Annotated in this window: 15 protein-coding genes; 8 read left to right on the top strand and 7 right to left on the bottom strand. The window is 70.5% G+C overall.

Going from position 1 to position 17,130, the window contains the following annotated elements; genetic code table 11:
* The 4 genes from P1P70_RS10845 to katG all read left to right on the top strand — a co-directional run.
* Positions 1 to 977 (top strand): homogentisate 1,2-dioxygenase (locus tag P1P70_RS10845; RefSeq protein WP_319236544.1); only part of this gene is annotated, 977 nt, incomplete at its 5' end.
* A complete protein-coding gene (locus P1P70_RS10850) occupies positions 974 to 1,852 on the top strand; it encodes a hypothetical protein (protein WP_319236545.1) in 879 nt (292 codons plus the stop codon). The genes P1P70_RS10845 and P1P70_RS10850, both read left to right, overlap by 4 nt.
* Positions 1,849 to 3,045, top strand: coding sequence for a fumarylacetoacetase (gene fahA / locus P1P70_RS10855; RefSeq protein WP_319236547.1), 1,197 nt, complete (start codon positions 1,849 to 1,851; stop codon positions 3,043 to 3,045). Before P1P70_RS10850 ends, fahA begins: the two co-directional genes overlap by 4 nt.
* 268 nt (positions 3,046 to 3,313) lie before the next feature.
* The gene (katG, locus tag P1P70_RS10860) at positions 3,314 to 5,503 is read left to right on the top strand and encodes a catalase/peroxidase HPI (protein ID WP_319236548.1); all 2,190 of its coding nucleotides are present in this window, start codon (positions 3,314 to 3,316) and stop codon (positions 5,501 to 5,503) included.
* A 112-nt stretch (positions 5,504 to 5,615) separates the two neighbouring features.
* Here the strand turns inward: katG and P1P70_RS10865 are convergent, their stop codons facing one another.
* On the bottom strand, positions 5,616 to 6,008 hold the full coding sequence (locus tag P1P70_RS10865) for a VOC family protein (protein WP_319236550.1): 393 nt from the start codon (positions 6,006 to 6,008) through the stop codon (positions 5,616 to 5,618).
* 256 nt (positions 6,009 to 6,264) lie between these two features.
* Here P1P70_RS10865 and P1P70_RS10870 point away from each other — a divergent pair, with 256 nt between their 5' ends.
* The gene (locus P1P70_RS10870) at positions 6,265 to 7,173 is read left to right on the top strand and encodes a hypothetical protein (protein WP_319236552.1); all 909 of its coding nucleotides are present in this window, start codon (positions 6,265 to 6,267) and stop codon (positions 7,171 to 7,173) included.
* Positions 7,174 to 7,243: 70 nt separating this feature from the next.
* Here P1P70_RS10870 and pntB read toward each other — a convergent pair whose 3' ends face one another.
* The 6 genes from pntB to P1P70_RS10900 all read right to left on the bottom strand — a co-directional run bounded on the left by pntB (position 7,244) and on the right by P1P70_RS10900 (position 13,832).
* The gene (pntB, locus tag P1P70_RS10875) at positions 7,244 to 8,674 is read right to left on the bottom strand and encodes a Re/Si-specific NAD(P)(+) transhydrogenase subunit beta (protein WP_319236554.1); all 1,431 of its coding nucleotides are present in this window, start codon (positions 8,672 to 8,674) and stop codon (positions 7,244 to 7,246) included.
* Between the two features lie 6 nt (positions 8,675 to 8,680).
* Complete coding sequence (locus P1P70_RS10880; protein ID WP_319236555.1) at positions 8,681 to 10,237, bottom strand: Re/Si-specific NAD(P)(+) transhydrogenase subunit alpha; 1,557 nt, start codon at positions 10,235 to 10,237, stop codon at positions 8,681 to 8,683.
* A 158-nt stretch (positions 10,238 to 10,395) separates the two neighbouring features.
* The gene (locus P1P70_RS10885) at positions 10,396 to 11,076 is read right to left on the bottom strand and encodes a hypothetical protein (RefSeq protein ID WP_319236557.1); all 681 of its coding nucleotides are present in this window, start codon (positions 11,074 to 11,076) and stop codon (positions 10,396 to 10,398) included.
* 214 nt (positions 11,077 to 11,290) lie between these two features.
* Entirely contained in the window at positions 11,291 to 12,157 is an 867-nt protein-coding gene (locus tag P1P70_RS10890) for a universal stress protein (protein ID WP_319236559.1), read from the bottom strand.
* A gap of 330 nt (positions 12,158 to 12,487) precedes the next feature.
* Positions 12,488 to 12,790: a putative quinol monooxygenase gene (locus P1P70_RS10895; protein ID WP_319236561.1), complete on the bottom strand. Its 303-nt coding sequence runs from the start codon at positions 12,788 to 12,790 to the stop codon at positions 12,488 to 12,490.
* Positions 12,791 to 12,869: 79 nt separating this feature from the next.
* Positions 12,870 to 13,832 carry a carbohydrate kinase gene (locus tag P1P70_RS10900; protein ID WP_319236563.1) on the bottom strand — a complete coding sequence of 321 codons (963 nt, stop codon included), beginning with the start codon at positions 13,830 to 13,832 and terminating at the stop codon, positions 12,870 to 12,872.
* Between the two features lie 249 nt (positions 13,833 to 14,081).
* Here P1P70_RS10900 and P1P70_RS10905 point away from each other — a divergent pair, with 249 nt between their 5' ends.
* The 3 genes from P1P70_RS10905 to P1P70_RS10915 all read left to right on the top strand — a co-directional run bounded on the left by P1P70_RS10905 (position 14,082) and on the right by P1P70_RS10915 (position 17,091).
* Positions 14,082 to 15,110: a sugar ABC transporter substrate-binding protein gene (locus P1P70_RS10905; RefSeq protein WP_319236565.1), complete on the top strand. Its 1,029-nt coding sequence runs from the start codon at positions 14,082 to 14,084 to the stop codon at positions 15,108 to 15,110.
* A gap of 140 nt (positions 15,111 to 15,250) precedes the next feature.
* On the top strand, positions 15,251 to 16,264 hold the full coding sequence (locus P1P70_RS10910) for an ABC transporter permease (protein WP_319236567.1): 1,014 nt from the start codon (positions 15,251 to 15,253) through the stop codon (positions 16,262 to 16,264).
* A complete protein-coding gene (locus P1P70_RS10915; RefSeq protein ID WP_239759769.1) occupies positions 16,261 to 17,091 on the top strand; it encodes an ATP-binding cassette domain-containing protein in 831 nt (276 codons plus the stop codon). The genes P1P70_RS10910 and P1P70_RS10915 overlap by 4 nt, the downstream gene beginning before the upstream one ends.
* Positions 17,092 to 17,130: the final 39 nt, after the last annotated feature.

The following is a 17,130-nucleotide window of genomic DNA, read 5'->3' on the forward strand; positions in this document are numbered from 1 at the left end:
CCCCCCTGGTGCCCCGCCACCTCTCCACGCACAAACTGTTCGTGGACGGCGGGTCCGGCGTCGACGCGGTGACCGGCCGCAGGCTGCTGCTCGGCAATGAGGACGTACGGCTGGCGTATGTCGTGGCCGACACGGTCAGTCCCTACTACCGCAACGCGATCGGCGACGAGTGCCTCTACGTCGAGGACGGGCGGGCACGCGTGGAGACGGTCTTCGGTGACCTGGGGGTCGGCGACGGGGACTACGTGATCGTCCCGCGAGCGACCACGTACCGGATCGTCCCGGACGGGCCCGTACGGATCTACGCGATCGAGGCCAACTCGCACATGGGGCCGGCCCGGCGCTACCTCTCCAGGCACGGCCAGCTCCTGGAGCACGCGCCCTACTGCGAGCGCGACCTCCGCCTTCCGGACGGACCGACCCCCGTCGAGGGGGAGAACGTCGAGGTGTATATCAAGCACCGAGGCCCGGGCGGCGTCGTGGGCACCGTCCACACGCTGCCGAACCACCCCTTCGACGTCGTCGGCTGGGACGGCTGCCTCTACCCGTACGTGTTCAACATCCGTGACTTCGAGCCCCTCACCGGACGCGTGCACCAACCGCCGCCGGCCCACCAGGTCTTCGAGGGCCACAACTTCGTGATCTGCAACTTCGTACCGCGCAAGGTGGACTACCACCCGCTGTCCGTCCCGGTGCCGTACTACCACTCCAACGTCGACTCCGACGAGGTGATGTTCTACTGCGGCGGGGACTACGAGGCGCGCAAGGGCTCCGGGATCGGACAGGGCTCGATCTCCCTGCACCCCGGCGGCCACCCCCACGGCCCCCAGCCGGGCGCCATGGAACGGTCGATCGGGGCGGAGTTCTTCGACGAACTCGCCGTCATGGTCGACACCTTCCGCCCCCTCCAGCTCGGTGAGGCCGCCCGCGCGACCGACGACGGGACGTACGTCTACTCCTGGGAGCAGAACCGATGAGCGCCTCGCCGCCACCGGAGATCCCCCCGCTGCTCGGCGGTCTGTTCGACGACGCGGCGGTCTTCCCGCCCGGCAGCCTGCCCGTCGAGGAGGCCGTGCCCGCGCACGTGGCGCACACCCGCGGCGCCCATGCGGGGCTGGTCGGGGCGTTCGTGCTGGCCGCCGGCGACATCGACCGGCTCACCGAGCTGACCGGGGATCTCGCCGCGCGGTCGTTCGACCTCTCGGTCACCGTGTCCCTGCCGGGTGTCCGCGACGCGCTCGCCGCCGCGCACCGGGTCCCGGCCGTGCGGCTGGTCGGGCTGGAGGTGTCCGTCCCGGACGGCGTGGCCGCCGACCGGGTCGTTCCCGCCCTGGCCGAGGCGATCGACGACGCCACCGGCCTCACCGTCTACGTCGAGGTGCCGCGCGACGCCCGGCGCGAGGCGCTGCTCGGCGCACTCGCCGGCACGCCCTGCCTGGCCAAGTTCCGGACCGGAGGCGTACGCGCCGACCTCTACCCCGACGAGCGTGAACTCGCGGCGGCCGTCCTGGCCGCGACGCGGGCCGGGGTGGCCTTCAAGGCGACCGCGGGGCTGCACCACGCGCTGCGCAACACCGATCCGGAGACCGGCTTCGAGCAGCACGGGTTCCTCAACCTGCTCGTGGCCACCGGTGCCGCCCTCCAGGGCGCGGAAGCGGCGACGGTGGCCGAGCTGCTGTCCGACCGCGACGGCGACCGGGTCGCCGCGCGGGTGCGCGCCCTGTCGCCCCGAGTACGTGATCTGTTCCGCTCGTTCGGCACCTGCTCCGTCGCCGAACCCGCGCTCGAGACGGCCGGGTTGGGACTGCTGCCCGCCGCCGCGATCGCCGACCTGACCGAGGTGTCCGCGTGACCGGCACGACCCGGTTGGCCGTCCCGGCCGACTCCCTGTTCGGCCTGACCAACCTGCCGTACGGCGTCTGTTCGGTGCCGGGCCGGGCACCGCGCGTGGCGACCCGCTACGGCGACCACGTCATCGATCTCGCCGTGCTGCTCGACGACGACGTCTTCGCCCGGCCGAGCCTGAACGCCTTCATGGCGCAGGGCCACGCCCGCTGGGTCGAGGTCCGGGCCGCGATCGGCGAGCGCCTCCGCGGCGAGATCCCGGCGGAGGCGATCCACGACCTGGGCGCCGTCACCCTGCACCTGCCGTTCGAGGTCGCCGACTACGTCGACTTCTACGCCTCCGAGCACCACGCCGCGAACCTGGGCAGGCTCTTCCGGCCGGACAACCCGGACCCGTTGCTGCCGAACTGGAAGCACCTGCCGGTCGGTTACCACGGCCGCGCGGCCTCCGTCGTCGTCTCGGGCACCGACATCGTCCGGCCCTCCGGGCAGCGCAAGGGGCCCCAGGACCCGGCGCCGGTCTTCGGTCCTTCGACCCGACTCGACATCGAGGCCGAGCTCGGCTTCGTCGTCGGGACCGGCAACGCCATGGGCGACTCCATCGCCGCCGAGGACGCGGAGCGGCACATCTTCGGGGTGGTGCTCTTCAACGACTGGTCCGCTCGCGACATCCAGGCCTGGGAGTACGTCCCGCTCGGCCCCAACCTGGGCAAGTCGTTCGCCTCGACTATCTCGCCGTGGGTGGTGCCGCTGCTCGCCCTCGACGCCGCCCGGGTCCCGGTCCCGCCGCAGGAGCCGGCCGTACTGCCGTATCTGCGGATGGCGAGGCCATGGGGCCTGGACGTCGACCTCACGGTCGCCTGGAACGGTCAGGTCGTGTCCCGGCCGCCGTACGCCGCGATGTACTGGTCCCCCGCCCAGATGCTGGCGCACCAGACCGTCAACGGCGCCCCCTCGCGCACCGGCGACCTGTTCGCGTCCGGCACCGTCTCCGGCCCGGAAAAGGAGCAGCGCGGTGCGTTCATCGAACTGACCTGGGGCGGCAGGGAACCCGTCACCGTCGACGGCCGGCAGCGCACGTTCCTGGAGGACGGTGACGAGGTCGTCCTCACCGCCACGGCCCCGGGCGCCGACGGAACCCGGATCGGCTTCGGTGAGGCTCGCGGCCGGATCACCGGCAGCAAGCATCGGGAGGCATGAGGGGCAGGACGGTTGCGGGGGGGCCGACGACGGACGGAGAGAAGACGGACGGAGAGAAGACGGGTACTCCTGTCGAGGACTGACTCGGATCACGGCGGAATGTCTCCGCGAGTGTGCGCGAAAAGGTGGATTTCCTCGCACGTTTGTCAGGCGAGTGCGCCCTGCGTGTTTCGTGGCGGTGCCGTCCGCGGTGCGCGACCATACGGACGCCGACATTCACATTCATCGGCATGGTGCGCGGAAACACCGAGACAGAAAGAAGGACGACGTGTCCGGCAGCGAAAGCGAAAACCCGGCAATCGCCTCCCCCACCCCCACGCCGACCCGGCCCAGGACGAACCGGGACTGGTGGCCGAATCAGCTGGACCTGCAAGTCCTCCACCAGCACTCGCCCCGCTCCAATCCCCTGGACGAGGACTTCGACTACGCGGCGGAGTTCGCGACTCTCGACGTCGACGCGCTGAAGAGGGACGTCTTCGACGTGATGACGGCGTCGAAGGACTGGTGGCCCGCCGACTACGGCCACTACGGTCCGCTCTTCATCCGGATGAGCTGGCACGCCGCGGGCACGTACCGGATCGCCGACGGCCGGGGCGGTGGCGGCAGCGGCGCCCAGCGCTTCGCTCCCCTCAACAGTTGGCCGGACAACGCGAGCCTCGACAAGGCGCGCCGTTTGTTGTGGCCGGTGAAGCAGAAGTACGGACAGAAAATCTCCTGGGCCGACCTTCTGGTTTTCGCCGGTAACTGTGCCATGGAATCGATGGGGTTCAAGACGTTCGGTTTTGGATTCGGGCGAGAGGACATCTGGGAGCCCGAGGAGATTTTCTGGGGGCCCGAGGACATCTGGCTCGGCGACGAGCGTTACAGCGGCGACCGGGAACTCGCCGCTCCCTTCGGTGCCGTTCAGATGGGACTGATCTACGTCAATCCGGAAGGGCCGAACGGCAATCCGGACCCGCTGGCCGCGGCCCGGGACATTCGCGAGACGTTCGGGCGCATGGCGATGAACGACGAGGAGACGGTCGCGCTCATCGTCGGCGGCCACACGTTCGGCAAGTGTCACGGCGCGGTCGATCCCGAGCACATCGGCCCCGAACCCGAGGCGGCGCCCGTCGAGCAGCAGGGTCTCGGCTGGCGCAACAGGTACGGCAGCGGCAAGGGCTCCGACGCGCTCACCAGCGGGCTCGAAGGCGCCTGGACCTCCGCGCCGACCCGGTGGGACAACGGGTACCTGGACAACCTGTTCGGCTACGAATGGGAGCTGACGACGAGCCCCGCCGGTGCCAAGCAGTGGACGCCCACGGATCCCTCGGCCAGGGGCACGGTGCCCGACGCCCATGATCCGTCGCGGAGTCACGCCCCCATGATGCTGACGACGGATCTCGCGCTGCGGATGGATCCGGTCTACGGCCCGATCTCGAAGAGCTTCCACGAGAACCCGGACCGGCTCGCGGACGCCTTCGCCAGTGCGTGGTACAAGCTGCTGCACCGTGACATGGGGCCCGTCACGCGCTACCTCGGACCGTGGGTCCCCGAGCCGCAGCTGTGGCAGGACCCCGTCCCCGAGGTCGATCACGGACTCGTCACGGACCGGGACATCGCCGCTCTGAAGAGCACGATCATCGCCTCGGGACTGTCCGTCTCCCAGCTCGTCACCACCGCCTGGGCATCCGCGGCGAGTTTCCGCGGCACCGACAAGCGGGGCGGGGCCAACGGGGCGCGGATCCGACTCGCACCGCAACGCGACTGGGAGGTCAACCGACTGCCCGAGGTGACCGAGGCGTTGCGGCGGCTGGAGCAGATCCAGGAGGACTTCACCCGTTCACGGTCCGACGGCACCAGGATCTCGCTCGCGGACCTGATCGTCCTCGGCGGATGCGCGGCCGTCGAGCAGGCCGCGAAGAACGCCGGTCACGACATCACCGTCCCGTTCGCACCGGGGCGCACGGACGCCTCGCAGGAACAGACCGACGTGGAGTCGTTCGCCGTGCTCGAACCCAGGGCCGACGGGTTCCGGAACTACCTCCGAGCGGGAGAGAAACTGTCGCCGGAGACCCTGCTGCTGGACCGCGCCCACGCGTTGACGCTGACGGCTCCCGAGATGACGGTGCTCATCGGCGGCATGAGGGCTCTGAACACCGGCTTCGGGGGATCTGGGCACGGCGTCTTCACGAACCGGCCGGAGGCATTGACCAACGACTTCTTCGTCAACCTGCTGGACATGGGCACGGAGTGGAAGGCGTCCCCGTCGGACGAGAACGTGTTCGAAGGCCGGGACGGTGCCACGGACAAAATCAAGTGGACCGCCACCGCGGTCGACCTGGTCTTCGGTTCGCACTCCCAGCTCCGAGCCGTGTCGGAGGTCTACGCTGCGCGGGACGCGGGGCACAAGTTCGTGCGCGACTTCGTGGCCGCGTGGGGCAAGGTGATGAATCTCGACCGGTTCGACCTGGCCTGACGCCTCGGTTCCCGAAGTCTCCGTAGCGCGGTCACAGCGGGCACGCGCGCTCCGTCCACAGCGCGCGTGCCCGCCTGGAAGGGGAGCACCCCTCGCCTCGAAGGGCCCGTCGTCAGTTCTCCTGGAGCACGGAGAGGACGTTCCCGGCCGGGTCGGTGAACCACGCGATCGCCGCGGGGCCGCCGTCGCCGACCCGGACGACGCCCTTGTCGTCGTGGTCGAACTCGGGATAGCGCTCGAGCGTCACGCCGCGCCGTTCCAGTTCGTCGACGGCGGCCTCGATGTCGTCCACGGGAAAGTTGAGGAGCGTGAACGTGGCGGGGGTGTGCGTCTCCTTCGGGTACACGAAGACGCGCGCGCCGCTGCCGAGTGTGAGGGTGAGCATCCGCATGTCTCCCTGCCCGGACTCCTCCACCCGCAGCCCGAGCGTCTCGCCGTAGAACCGGCGGGCCCCGTCGAGGTCGTCGACCGCGAAGCCACTGAACGCCTGTGTCTGTCCGAACATGCCGTGTGTCTCCTTCTCACGCGTTGGTCGTCCTGAGGACGTCAGGGCACACCACGCTCGCCACGGCCGACGGCACGCCACGCGGTCGACGTCCGGATGGTCGCGCGCCTTCACCCGCACGAAGCGACGGCGGACCGCGCCAGGTTTCACCGGGGTCGCCTTAAGCAACACGAGTGAATCAGCCGACTTCACCGCTCGGTGCCGGTGTGTGTTCCGTACGGTCTGTGTCGGGATCCGGCGGCTGTGAGGAGGGTGGATGACGCTGTCCCTCGGACCGACCGTCGGCTGCTTGGTGCTGACCCTCTCCCTCCTGCTCCGTGCCCGGGGCACGCGCGGGCGGGTGCGGACCCGTCTGCTCCTGGTGGCGGGTTCCGCGACCGCCGGAGGTGTCTATCGGGCCGCCCTCGTCGCCCTGTCGAGCCAACCGCAACCGGTACCGGACACAGGCGGGTTGGCCGGTCTGGCGGTGGTCACCGGCGTGACGGTCACGGTCGGGCTGGGGATGGCCGGTCTGGTGGTCGCGGCCGATGCCGGTACGGGGTGGCGGGCGTGGCTGCGACGCGTGCTCGACGGGGCCGTCATGGCCGGGGCCGTCTTCATGGCGGGATGGGTGCTGCTGGGCAGGGCCGGTGACGGCTGGCGGCCGGAGACGGGGATGCTGGGCGTCCTGTGGACTTCGGAAGTGGTGTTCCTCGGATTTCTGCTCGCCCTGCGACGGCTCGTGCGGGGCGACCGGCAGGCCACCCTGTGGGCGGCGATCGTCGGGGTGTTCCTGATGCTGGTCGGGGACACCCTGCGCCTGTCACGGGTGGGCGCGGCGGGGCATGAGGCGATGTCCTCGCACGTGGCGGATGTCTGCGGCACCGTGGGACTGCTGATCGTCGCCGTCGGTCCGTGGGTGCCCGGTGGGGCCAGCGTCCTGGGCGCCGGCAGGCCGATGCTGCGATCAGGGATGGAGGGGGCCGCGGCGTTCATTCCCCTGACCGTCTGCACGGTGTCGGCGCTGGGTTACGCGCTGGCGCCGACGGCCGTCGACCCGGTGCCGCTGTGGGCCGGCGGCATGGCGCTGCTCGGCCTCTGGGCCCGCCGTATCTGCCTGCCGAGCACGACGACGAGCAGGACAACCGGCAGGACAACGGGCAGGACGACGGGCAGGGTTGACTGAGCGGCGCGGTGGTGGCGCCGTGTGTCCCGGGACGACGTGCCGTCCGGGACACACGGCGCCACCTCGCGGTTCAGCGGGACGTGCCGGCCATCTCCGGGACCTGAGTGTCGAGGGCGTCGAGGCCGCGCAGGATGTCCTCCACACGCTGTTTGGCGTCGCCGAAGAGCATCTGGGTGTTCTCGCGGAAGAACAGCGGGTTCTGCACGCCCGCGTAGCCGACCGCCATGGACCGCTTGAAGACCACCACGTGGCCGGCCTCCCAGACGTGCAGCACGGGCATGCCCGCGATGGGGCTGGCGGGGTTGTCGATGGCGGCCGGGTTGACGGTGTCGTTGGCGCCGATGACGAGGACGACCGAGGTGGCGGGGAAGTCGTCGTTGATCTCGTCCATCTCGAGGACGATGTCGTAGGGCACGTTGGCCTCGGCGAGCAGCACGTTCATGTGTCCGGGCAGCCGGCCCGCGACGGGGTGGATGCCGAAGCGCACCTCCACACCCCGCTCGCGCAGCTTGCGCGCCAGCTCGGCCACCGGGTACTGGGCCTGCGCGACCGCCATTCCGTAGCCGGGCGCGATGATCACCGAGGAGGCGTCGCGCAGCAGTCGTGCGGTCTCCTCGGCGTTGATCTCCCGGTGTTCACCCTGTTCGCCGTCGTCGGCCGCCGCCGGGGTGCCGAAGCCGCCCGCGATCACCGAGATGAAGGAGCGGTTCATCGCCTTGCACATGATGTACGACAGGTAGGCGCCGGAGGAGCCGACGAGCGCGCCGGTGACGATGAGCAGGTTGTTGGCGAGGAGGAAGCCGGAGGCCGCCGCGGCCCAGCCGGAGTAGCTGTTGAGCATGGAGACGACCACCGGCATGTCACCGCCGCCGATGGAGGCGACCAGGTGCGCGCCGAGGGCGAGGGCGATCACGGTGACGGCGATGAGCAGGCCCATGCCGGGGCGGACCACGAAGGCGACGGTGAGCCCGACGAAGGCGACGAGGGCGCCGACGTTGAGGATGTGCTTGCCGGGCAGGGTGAGAGGGCGGGAGTCGATGCGTGCCGAGAGCTTCAGGTACGCGACGACGGAGCCGGTGAAGGTGACGGCGCCGATGAACACGCCGATGAACACCTCGGCGTGGTGGATGCCCAGCAGCGAGCCGGTGAGTTCGGCGTCGACGTCGAGGTAGCCGTTCCAGCCGACGAACGTGGCGGCGAGGCCGACGAGGCTGTGCATGATGGCGATCAGCTCGGGCATGCCGGTCATCTCGACGACGCGGGCGCGCCACAGGCCGATGCCCGCGCCTAGGGCAGTGGCGACGGCGATGAGCACGAGACCGGTGGCCGTGATGCTGCGGGAGGCGAGCCCGACGGTGGCGGCCAGGGCGACGACCATGCCCGCGATGCCCCAGACGACTCCCGAGCGGGACGTCCGGTGCTGGGAGAGCCCCGCGAGGCTGAGGATGAACAGCAACGCGGCGACGACGTAGGCGGCTTCTGCGGCCGTGACGGTGGTCATCCCTGATCAGCCCTTCGAGAACATGCCGAGCATGCGGCGGGTGACGGCGAATCCGCCGAAGATGTTGATGCTCGCCAGCAGGATCGCGGCGAACGACAGCACGGTGACGGCCGTGTTCCCCTGCCCGATCTGCAGCAGCGCGCCGACCACGACGATCCCGGAGATGGCGTTGGTGACCGACATCAACGGGGTGTGCAGCGCGTGGTGCACCTGGCCGATGACGTAGAAGCCGATGACGATGGCCAGGACGAACACCGTGAAGTGGCCGATGAGTTCACTCGGTGAGAAGGCGGTCACCAGGAACAGGGCGAGCGCTCCGGCGCCGACGAGGGCGTACGCCGACCACGCGGGCCGGGCGGGCTTCGCCGGTGTCTCCGAGGGCACGGCCACGGATTCCGGGGTCTCGGCCGGTGCGGTCGCGGCGGACACCTGGACCGGTGGCGGGGGCCAGGTCTTCTCGCCCTCGCGCACCACGGTCATCGAGCGCTGCACCACGTCGTCGAAGTCCAGGACGAGCCGGCCGTCCTTGCCGGGGGTGAGCAGCGTCATCAGGTTGACGAGGTTGGTGCCGTAGAGCTGTGAGGCCTGGGCGGGGAGTCGGCCGGGCAGGTCGGTGTAGCCGATGATCGTCACGTCGTTGTCGGTGACGACGGCCTTGCCGGCGACCGTGCCCTCGACGTTGCCGCCCTGGGCGGCCGCCATGTCGACGATGACGCTGCCGGGTTTCATGCGCGCGACGTCGGCGGCGGAGATGAGCCTCGGTGCGGGACGGCCGGGGACGAGCGCGGTGGTGATGATGATGTCGACGTCGGCCGCCTGCTCGGCGTACAGCCGCTCGGCGAGCCGGTTGTAGTCGTCCGAGGTGGCCTTGGCGTAGCCGTCGGTGCCGGCTTCCTGCGCGGCGGCGACGGTGAGGAACTCGCCGCCCAGGGAGCGGACCTGCTCGGCGACCTCGGGGCGGGGGTCGGTGGCGCGGACCACGGCGCCGAGGCTGCGGGCCGCGCCGATCGCAGCGAGTCCGGCGACGCCGGCGCCGGCCACCAGGACCTTGGCGGGTGGCACCTTGCCGGCGGCGGTCACCTGGCCGGTGAAGAAGCGTCCGAAGGCGTGCGCGGCCTCGACGACGGCCCGGTATCCGGCGATGTTCGCCATCGAGCTGAGGACGTCCAGCGACTGGGCCCGGGAGATGCGGGGCACGGCGTCCATGGCGAGGACGGTGACGGGTCGCCGGGCCAGTTCGTCGACCAGTTCCGGGTTGAGTGCCGGGCTGATCAGCGCGATCAGCGTCGCCCCGTCGCGCAGCCGGCCGATCTCCTCGCTGGAGGGGCCGTTCACCTTGAGGACGATCTCCGCCGCCCACGGGTCACCGAGCCGGGCGCCGGCCTCCTCGTAGGCCGCGTCGGAGAAGCGGGACGACGCCCCCGCCCCCGGTTCGACCACCACGTCGTACCCGAGCGCGACGAGTCTGCCCACGGTGGCCGGCGTCGCCGCCACCCTGGTCTCGCCCGCGGCGGACTCGGCCGGGACGCCGATGCTCTGGGGTTCGGGTTCCGCTAGGACCATCCTCTGCCTCTCCTCCGTGTGATTCCTGTGCCCACTTGTGACCCATGCCCCATGAGCACGAGGTGGATACGGGAGCGGCGGGCCCAATCGCCGGTCGGTGGCGGCGGTCGGCGATCGGGCCCGCCGGGCGGGGTGGAGAAGGGCGAGACCGCCAAGCCCTAGTCCGGTCGCGTTCGCTGACCCGCGTGCGGTGGCAGCCGTACTTCCCGGGGCCAGCCGTTCAGCCGGGTGAACTGACGCATGTAGCGCTCACAGCGTGCGGCCAGGTCGTCGCCTCGGTCGGGCAGCCGCGTGGACTCGATCATCCGGGCGGGGTCCGGCTCGGGCGATTCCAGCATGCGGATCTCGGCGTCGACGAACTCGCCACCGCCCAGGCTCCCCGCTGCCAGCGCGAGGGCCGTCGCGGTGACGACGCCGACACAGGTCCGGGTGGGAGTGAACACCGCGTCCACGGGTTCGCGGTGGACCTGCGGAGCGTCCTGGTCCGAAAGCTCGCAGGGGTCCCACTCGATCAGTCCGACCATGTCTTCGGAGTCGGCGAGGCGGAAGGCGAGGTCGTGTCCGGTCGGGGAGCCGCCGGGGGCCACTCCCCCGCGCCGGGCGGTGCCCGGCAGGGAGCCGCTGCCGCACGCACCGACGAGAACGGTGCCCAACTCCCGGTGCACGAGACGCCGACCCTCGTCGACGACACGTCCCTGATCGAATCTGCGGTCGGCGATCACGTCGATGGCGGGAACCGTGCTCAGACCGAGCATCAGCGCCGACATCTCCCGAGCCGTGGCGACGAGCGCGTCCAAGGGCACGGGGGCGTGCACCGTTCCCACGAGGTCGACAGACATGCCGACGAAGATAGCGGCTCACCCTGTACGGCCCGTACTGAATTCGACGCCCGCGCCGTCGGTGCACAGCTGTGCCGGCAGCGTCGGTACGGCTCCGCCGCCGGCGTACAGAGGGCCGGGGGAGATCGGGCAGCCGTTGGCGCGACCTCGTGCGGCGGGCTGCCGACAGATCGTTCACGGAGTGGTGATCCGTCGGGCAGTGAGGCCTCCCGGCTCAGTCGTGGGGGACGACCGCGACCGGGCACCGTACGTGATGGATGGCCGCGTGAGCCACGTGATCCAGATGGTGCGTCCCGCCGTGCCAGTGCGTACGGCGTCCGACGACCAGCAGCGCGGCGTCCTCGGCGGCGTGCACAACGGCCTTGGCGGGGCTCGCGAGACGGACGCTGTCATCCACCTGTACCTGCGGGTACTTCTCGCGCCAGGGCCTCAGGGCCTTGTCCAGTGCCGCCCGCGCCTCCCGTGTCAGCTCCTCGCTGACGCCGTGGTCCACACCCCAGGGCATGCGCGCGTGGAAGGGCACGCTGCGCCCGTGGACGGCGAGGAGGGGAACGTCCCTGGCAGCGGCGCTGTGGAACGCGAAGTCGAGCAGGTCGTCACCGGAACCGTGCAGATCCAACGCCACGACGACCCGGCCGGCCGGCGTGCGGGGCTGCTCCGTGGCCGGCTCCGCGCGGACCAGGGTCACCGGCCGTTGGGCCCGGGCCACGACGGCCATGCTGACGTCGCCCAGGAAATAGCTCTCGGCGGACCCCAGCCGCCGTGACCCCAGTACCAGCATCTCGGACTCCGAGGCGGCTCGGAGCAGAGCCTCCTGGGCGTCGTCGGCGACGAGACTGCCGACGACGGACAGCCCCGGGTGGCGTGTGCCCAGTTCTGCCTGCGCGGTGTGCACCAGCCGTTTCGCCCAGTAGTTCTGGTCGACCTCGGAAGGGGCGCGCGGCGGTTCCGGTGCCAGCAGCGGCCACGCGTGCAGCAGCCGCAGGGTGAGCTTGCGCTTCTCGGCCTCCTCGGCGGCCCAACGGGCCGCGGCGAGGCTCTCGGGTGAGCCGTCCAGGCCCACCGTGACGACTTGTTCCATGGCGGCGGCCTCCGTCTCCTACGAAGCGGGATACGCCGGTGGCCGGCAGCGAGGGAGTCCCCGGCTCTCTGGCCCGGGCCCCGTCGACCTGCCGGACGTTTGCTGCGTTCCCTCCTTCGAGAACTACCCCAATCCCCTCGGCCTCGCATGTGGACCGAGGGGCGAGGGCCCCGGAGCAGGGCCGCGGGTACCCGGTCGGGGTCGGCGTCGTCTCCGAGGCGGACCTGTTGCGCGAGAAGGCCGCGTTTGGCTGCAGCGAGCCAGGACGGCCGTGGGCGTGGCCTGGACGCAAACGCACACAGAAACGACCTACACCTCTGGCTTGACCACTCAGCTTTGCGCGGTCACTGGATCGAGGAACGTCAGTACGGAGGCGTCCTCCTCGATCAGCGGGGTGAGGGCGGCGTTGAACGGGGCGCCGTACGGGGCGTTCAGGTGTGCCTGGAAGGCGTCCTCGTCCCGGTAGACCTCGAAGATCCAGTAGGCGCGCGGTGCGGCTGCCTTGGTGTAGACGTCGAAGGTGACGTTGCCTTCTTCGGCGCGCACCTTCAGGGCGTAGTCCCGGATCAGGCGGGTGACCTCGTCCTCCGCTCCCTCTCGGGCGGTGAACTCGGCGAGCAGGGTCTTCGTCATGGTTCCGTTTCCTTGTCCGTGGGTGGGCCGGGTGGGTCGCGTGGGTCGCTGGTTCAGCAGCGGGGCGGCGTGCGGGCCGTCACGCGTCGGCGGCGGTCGCCGGCTCTGCCAACTGCTCCTGCCAGGGCGGGTTGGGGCCGGCGACCGAGCAGGTCAGGGCGGCGACCCGAGTGGCGAAACGGCAGGCCTCGGCCACGTCGTCGAGGTCGAGACCGGTCAGTCGGCCGCCGAGGAGGTCGCGTGCGGCGAGGTGGTGCAGCAGTCCGGCGGTGAAGGAGTCCCCGGCGCCCACGGTGTCGACGACCCGGGTCGTCACCCCGGGTACCCGCACCCGTTCGCCGTCGAGGGAGGCGAGGGCACCCTCGGCGCCGAGGGTGATCACGACCAGTCGTACCCCCGCGGCGTGCCAGATGTCGCACGCCTGCTCCGGCGCGGCGCCCGGCAGCAGCAGTTCCAGGTCGTCCTCGCTCAGCCGCAGGATGTCGGCGAGGCGGCACCACCGGGCGAGCCGTTCCCGGTAGACGTCGGGGTGGACCAGCAGCGGCCGGACGTTGGGGTCGATGCTGATGGTGGCCCGGGGTGAGGCCCGGTCCAGGAACTCCTCCACCGCGGCCGCACCCGGTGCGCGGACCAGCGCCAGTGAGCCGGTGTGCACGCAGGCCGACTCCGACAGGTCCACCCGCTGCAGTTCTCCCGGCGTCCACTGCCAGTCGGCCGTGTTCTGGGCGTGGAAGGAGAACGCGGCCTGTCCCCGTGCGTCCAGTTCCGCCACGGCCAGCGTGCTGGGTTCGGCGGCGGCGACGGCGTACGACAGGTCCACGCCGGACGCCTCCAGATGACTCCGGAAGAGACGCCCGAACAGGTCGCCGGACAGGCGGGCGAGGAAGCGCGCCGGGCTGCCCAGGCGGGCCAGGGCCACCGCCGTGTTCGCGGGTCCGCCGCCGGGCAGGACGCGCAGCGCGAGTTCGTTCGGGGCGGCCGGGGGTTCGGCGAAGGCGTCCGCTACGCACTCTCCCAGGACGGTGATCTGGCGCGGGCTCATGGGCTGCTCTTCTCTCCGGAAGGACCGGGACGCGGACGCTTCGTGACACGGCCACCGACCGGGGCGCGGGGACGGCGGTCGAGGACGTTGCCGATTTGTGACGGGTGCAAGGCATTGACGTTGCGGCGAGAGGGAGTCCATCATCCTCGCCATGCAGTGTCAACGATGACATAAGTCAGCGATGACACATCGGGGCGGCATGCTCCGAACTCCCGGCCCCGTGCCGCTCGAAATCCCACAGGAGTGTTCATGTCTCGCACCACTCGCCTGTCCTCCGCCGTCCTCAGAGCCGCCGCCGTCACCGGTGTCGCGGCCCTCGCCATGACCGCTTGCGGGCCGGGTTCCGGCGCCGACTCCGGCTCGGGTTCGTCCAGTGCCGGTTCGGGCGACGTCAAGGTCGGTCTGATCACCAAGACCGACACCAACCCCTTCTTCGTGAAGATGAAGGAGGGCGCGGAGAAGACCGCGAAGGCCGAGGGCGTCGAGCTGATGACCGCGGCCGGCAAGTTCGACGGGGACAACGCCGGTCAGGTCACCGCCATCGAGAACATGGTGGCCGCCGGGGTGAAGGGCATCCTGATCACCCCCAGCGACTCCAAGGCGATCGTCCCCGCGATCGAGAAGGCGAAGGCCAAGGGCGTCCTGGTCATCGCCCTGGACACCCCGACCGAGCCGGAGAGCGCGGTCGACGCCCTCTTCGCCACCGACAACGTCAAGGCGGGCGAGCTGATCGGCGAGTACGCCAAGGCCGCGATGAAGGGCAAAGAGGCGAAGATCGCCGCCCTCGACCTCGCGCCCGGGGTCTCCGTCGGCATCCAGCGCCACGACGGCTTCCTGAAGGGCTTCGGCGCCACCGACAAGGACGTCGCCTGTGCCCAGGACACCGGCGGTGACCAGGCCAAGGGGCAGACGGCGATGGAGAACTGCCTCCAGAAGGAGCCGGACATCAACGTCGTCTACACCATCAACGAGCCGGCCGCCCTCGGCGCGTACACCGCGCTGAAGGCCAAGGGCCGGGAGAAGGACGTCCTGATCGTCTCCGTCGACGGCGGCTGCACCGGCACCCAGGCCGTGAAGGACGGAAAGATCGCCGCCACCTCGCAGCAGTACCCGCTGAAGATGGCCGCCGAGGGCGTCAAGGCCGTGGTGACCTACGCCAAGGACGGCAAGAAGGCGTCCGGTTACACCGACACCGGGGTCACGCTGATCTCCGACAAGGCACAGGACGGCGTCGCGTCGAAGGACACCGCCTACGGCCTGGAGAACTGCTGGGGCTGAGCCGCCCCCGCAGACCGTACGAGACTGCCACCTCCCTGAGCGGGGCGGTCGGCCCGCCACCTGCCCTCCCCGACCGGTGCGGGCGGCCGCCCCCCTTGTCCCTGGCGACAAGGAACTCTGTCTTCCGACAAGGACTTCGCATGACAGCCACGTCCACGCCTCCGAGCACCTCATCGCCGTACGCGGAGCTGAAAGCTCCGACGACGGCCCGCAGACTGCTCACGGCTCCGACCACCGGGCCCCTGGCCGCTCTCCTCCTGGCCTGTGCCTTCTTCTCCCTCTCGACCGACCAGTTCCTCACCGGCGGCAACTTCTCCCTGATCATCCAGCAGGTCATGGTCGTCGGCACGCTCGCCATCGGCCAGACGCTGATCATCCTCACAGCCGGCATCGACCTGTCGTGCGGTGCCGTGATGGCGTTCGGCAGCATCGTGATCGCCAGGATGGCGGCCGAGGGCAGCCTGCCGCCGCTGGCCGCCATCAGCCTCGGCCTGGTCGTCTGCGGCGGATTCGGCCTGCTCAACGGGGTGTTGGTGCAGAAGATCCCGCTGCCGCCGTTCATCGTCACCCTCGGCATGCTGAACGTGGCGTTCGCGCTGACCCACATCTACTCCGAGGAGCAGACGGTCACCAACCTGCCCGGTCCGCTGACGGCGCTCGGGGAGACCTTCCCGCTCGGCTACACCGACGTGACCTACGGCTCGCTGGTCACCATCGCCCTGTTCCTCCTGCTCGCCTACGCGCTCAGCAGCACGGGCTGGGGCCGGCACGTCTACGCGCTGGGCAACAGCCCGGAGGCGGCCCGGCTGAACGGTATCCGTACCTCCCGGCTGACCATCGGCGTCTACACCGTGGCGGGGGTGCTGTACGGCATCGCCGCCCTGCTGCTCATCTCCCGTACCGGCGTGGGCGATCCGCAGGCCGGGCAGACCGACAACCTGGACAGCATCACCGCCGTGGTCCTCGGCGGCACCAGCCTCTTCGGCGGACGCGGCTCCGTCCTGGGCACCTTCATCGGCGTCCTGATCGTCGGTGTGTTCCGCAACGGCCTGCAGCTGATGGGCGTCGCCTCGATCTACCAGACCCTGATCACCGGTGTGCTGGTGATCCTCGCGGTGACCGTCGACCAGATCTCCCGGAAGAAGGCCCGATGACCGCCACCCCGACCCCCGTTCTGCAGGCCCGCGGTCTGGTCAAGCGGTACGGCCATGTGACCGCCATCGACGGCGCCGACTTCGACCTCATGCCGGGCGAGGTGCTGGCCGTCATCGGTGACAACGGCGCCGGCAAGACCAGCATGATCAAGGCCCTCACCGGCGCGGTGACCCCGGACGCGGGCGAGATCCGCCTCAACGGGGAGCCGATCACCTTCTCCGGTCCGCAGAGCGCACGCGCCCACGGCATCGAGACGGTGTACCAGGACCTCGCCGTGGCCGCGTCCATGGACATCGCCTCGAACATGTTCCTCGGCCGTGAGCTGCGCCGCCCCGGTGTGCTCGGCAGCGCCTTCCGCATGCTGGACAAGAAGCGCATGCGTCAGGAGGCCGCCGAGCACATGGCCGATCTGAAGATCGGTCTGCGCTCGCTCACCCAGTCCGTCGAGACCCTCTCCGGCGGGCAGCGGCAGGCCGTCGCGGTGGCCCGTGCCGTCGCCTGGGCCCGCAGTGTCGTGGTCATGGACGAACCCACCGCCGCCCTCGGCGTCAAGGAGTCCGGACAGGTCCTCGACCTCATCCGCCGGGTCCGCGACAAGGGCATGCCGGTCGTCCTGATCAGCCACAACATGCCGCACGTCTTCGAGATCGCCGACCGGATCCACGTCCACCGCCTCGGCCGGCGCGCCGCGGTGATCAAGCCGTCCGACTACTCCATGGCGGAGGTCGTCGCCATCATGACCGGCGCGCTCACCGTGGACGCGGCCGGCGCTACTGTCGTAGCGGATTCGGAGGCCGCGAAGGCCGCCGGAGTACAGGCCACCTGACAGCACGACACCGCTCTCGCAGTTCCGGCCGAAGGCCGC

It is taken from the genome of Streptomyces sp. MB09-02B (genome assembly GCF_033794485.1).
Classification (GTDB): domain Bacteria; phylum Actinomycetota; class Actinomycetes; order Streptomycetales; family Streptomycetaceae; genus Streptomyces.

Coding starts and splice junctions, on each gene's coding strand:
- P1P70_RS10910 (WP_319236567.1), top strand. CDS start 15,251: ATGACAGCCACGTCCACGCCTCCGAGCACCTCATCGCCGTACGCGGAG.
- P1P70_RS10895 (WP_319236561.1), bottom strand. CDS start 12,790: ATGACGAAGACCCTGCTCGCCGAGTTCACCGCCCGAGAGGGAGCGGAG.
- P1P70_RS10885 (WP_319236557.1), bottom strand. CDS start 11,076: ATGTCTGTCGACCTCGTGGGAACGGTGCACGCCCCCGTGCCCTTGGAC.
- P1P70_RS10865 (WP_319236550.1), bottom strand. CDS start 6,008: ATGTTCGGACAGACACAGGCGTTCAGTGGCTTCGCGGTCGACGACCTC.
- P1P70_RS10905 (WP_319236565.1), top strand. CDS start 14,082: ATGTCTCGCACCACTCGCCTGTCCTCCGCCGTCCTCAGAGCCGCCGCC.
- P1P70_RS10870 (WP_319236552.1), top strand. CDS start 6,265: ATGACGCTGTCCCTCGGACCGACCGTCGGCTGCTTGGTGCTGACCCTC.
- pntB (WP_319236554.1), bottom strand. CDS start 8,674: ATGACCACCGTCACGGCCGCAGAAGCCGCCTACGTCGTCGCCGCGTTG.
- P1P70_RS10900 (WP_319236563.1), bottom strand. CDS start 13,832: ATGAGCCCGCGCCAGATCACCGTCCTGGGAGAGTGCGTAGCGGACGCC.
- P1P70_RS10890 (WP_319236559.1), bottom strand. CDS start 12,157: ATGGAACAAGTCGTCACGGTGGGCCTGGACGGCTCACCCGAGAGCCTC.
- P1P70_RS10850 (WP_319236545.1), top strand. CDS start 974: ATGAGCGCCTCGCCGCCACCGGAGATCCCCCCGCTGCTCGGCGGTCTG.
- P1P70_RS10915 (WP_239759769.1), top strand. CDS start 16,261: ATGACCGCCACCCCGACCCCCGTTCTGCAGGCCCGCGGTCTGGTCAAG.
- P1P70_RS10880 (WP_319236555.1), bottom strand. CDS start 10,237: ATGGTCCTAGCGGAACCCGAACCCCAGAGCATCGGCGTCCCGGCCGAG.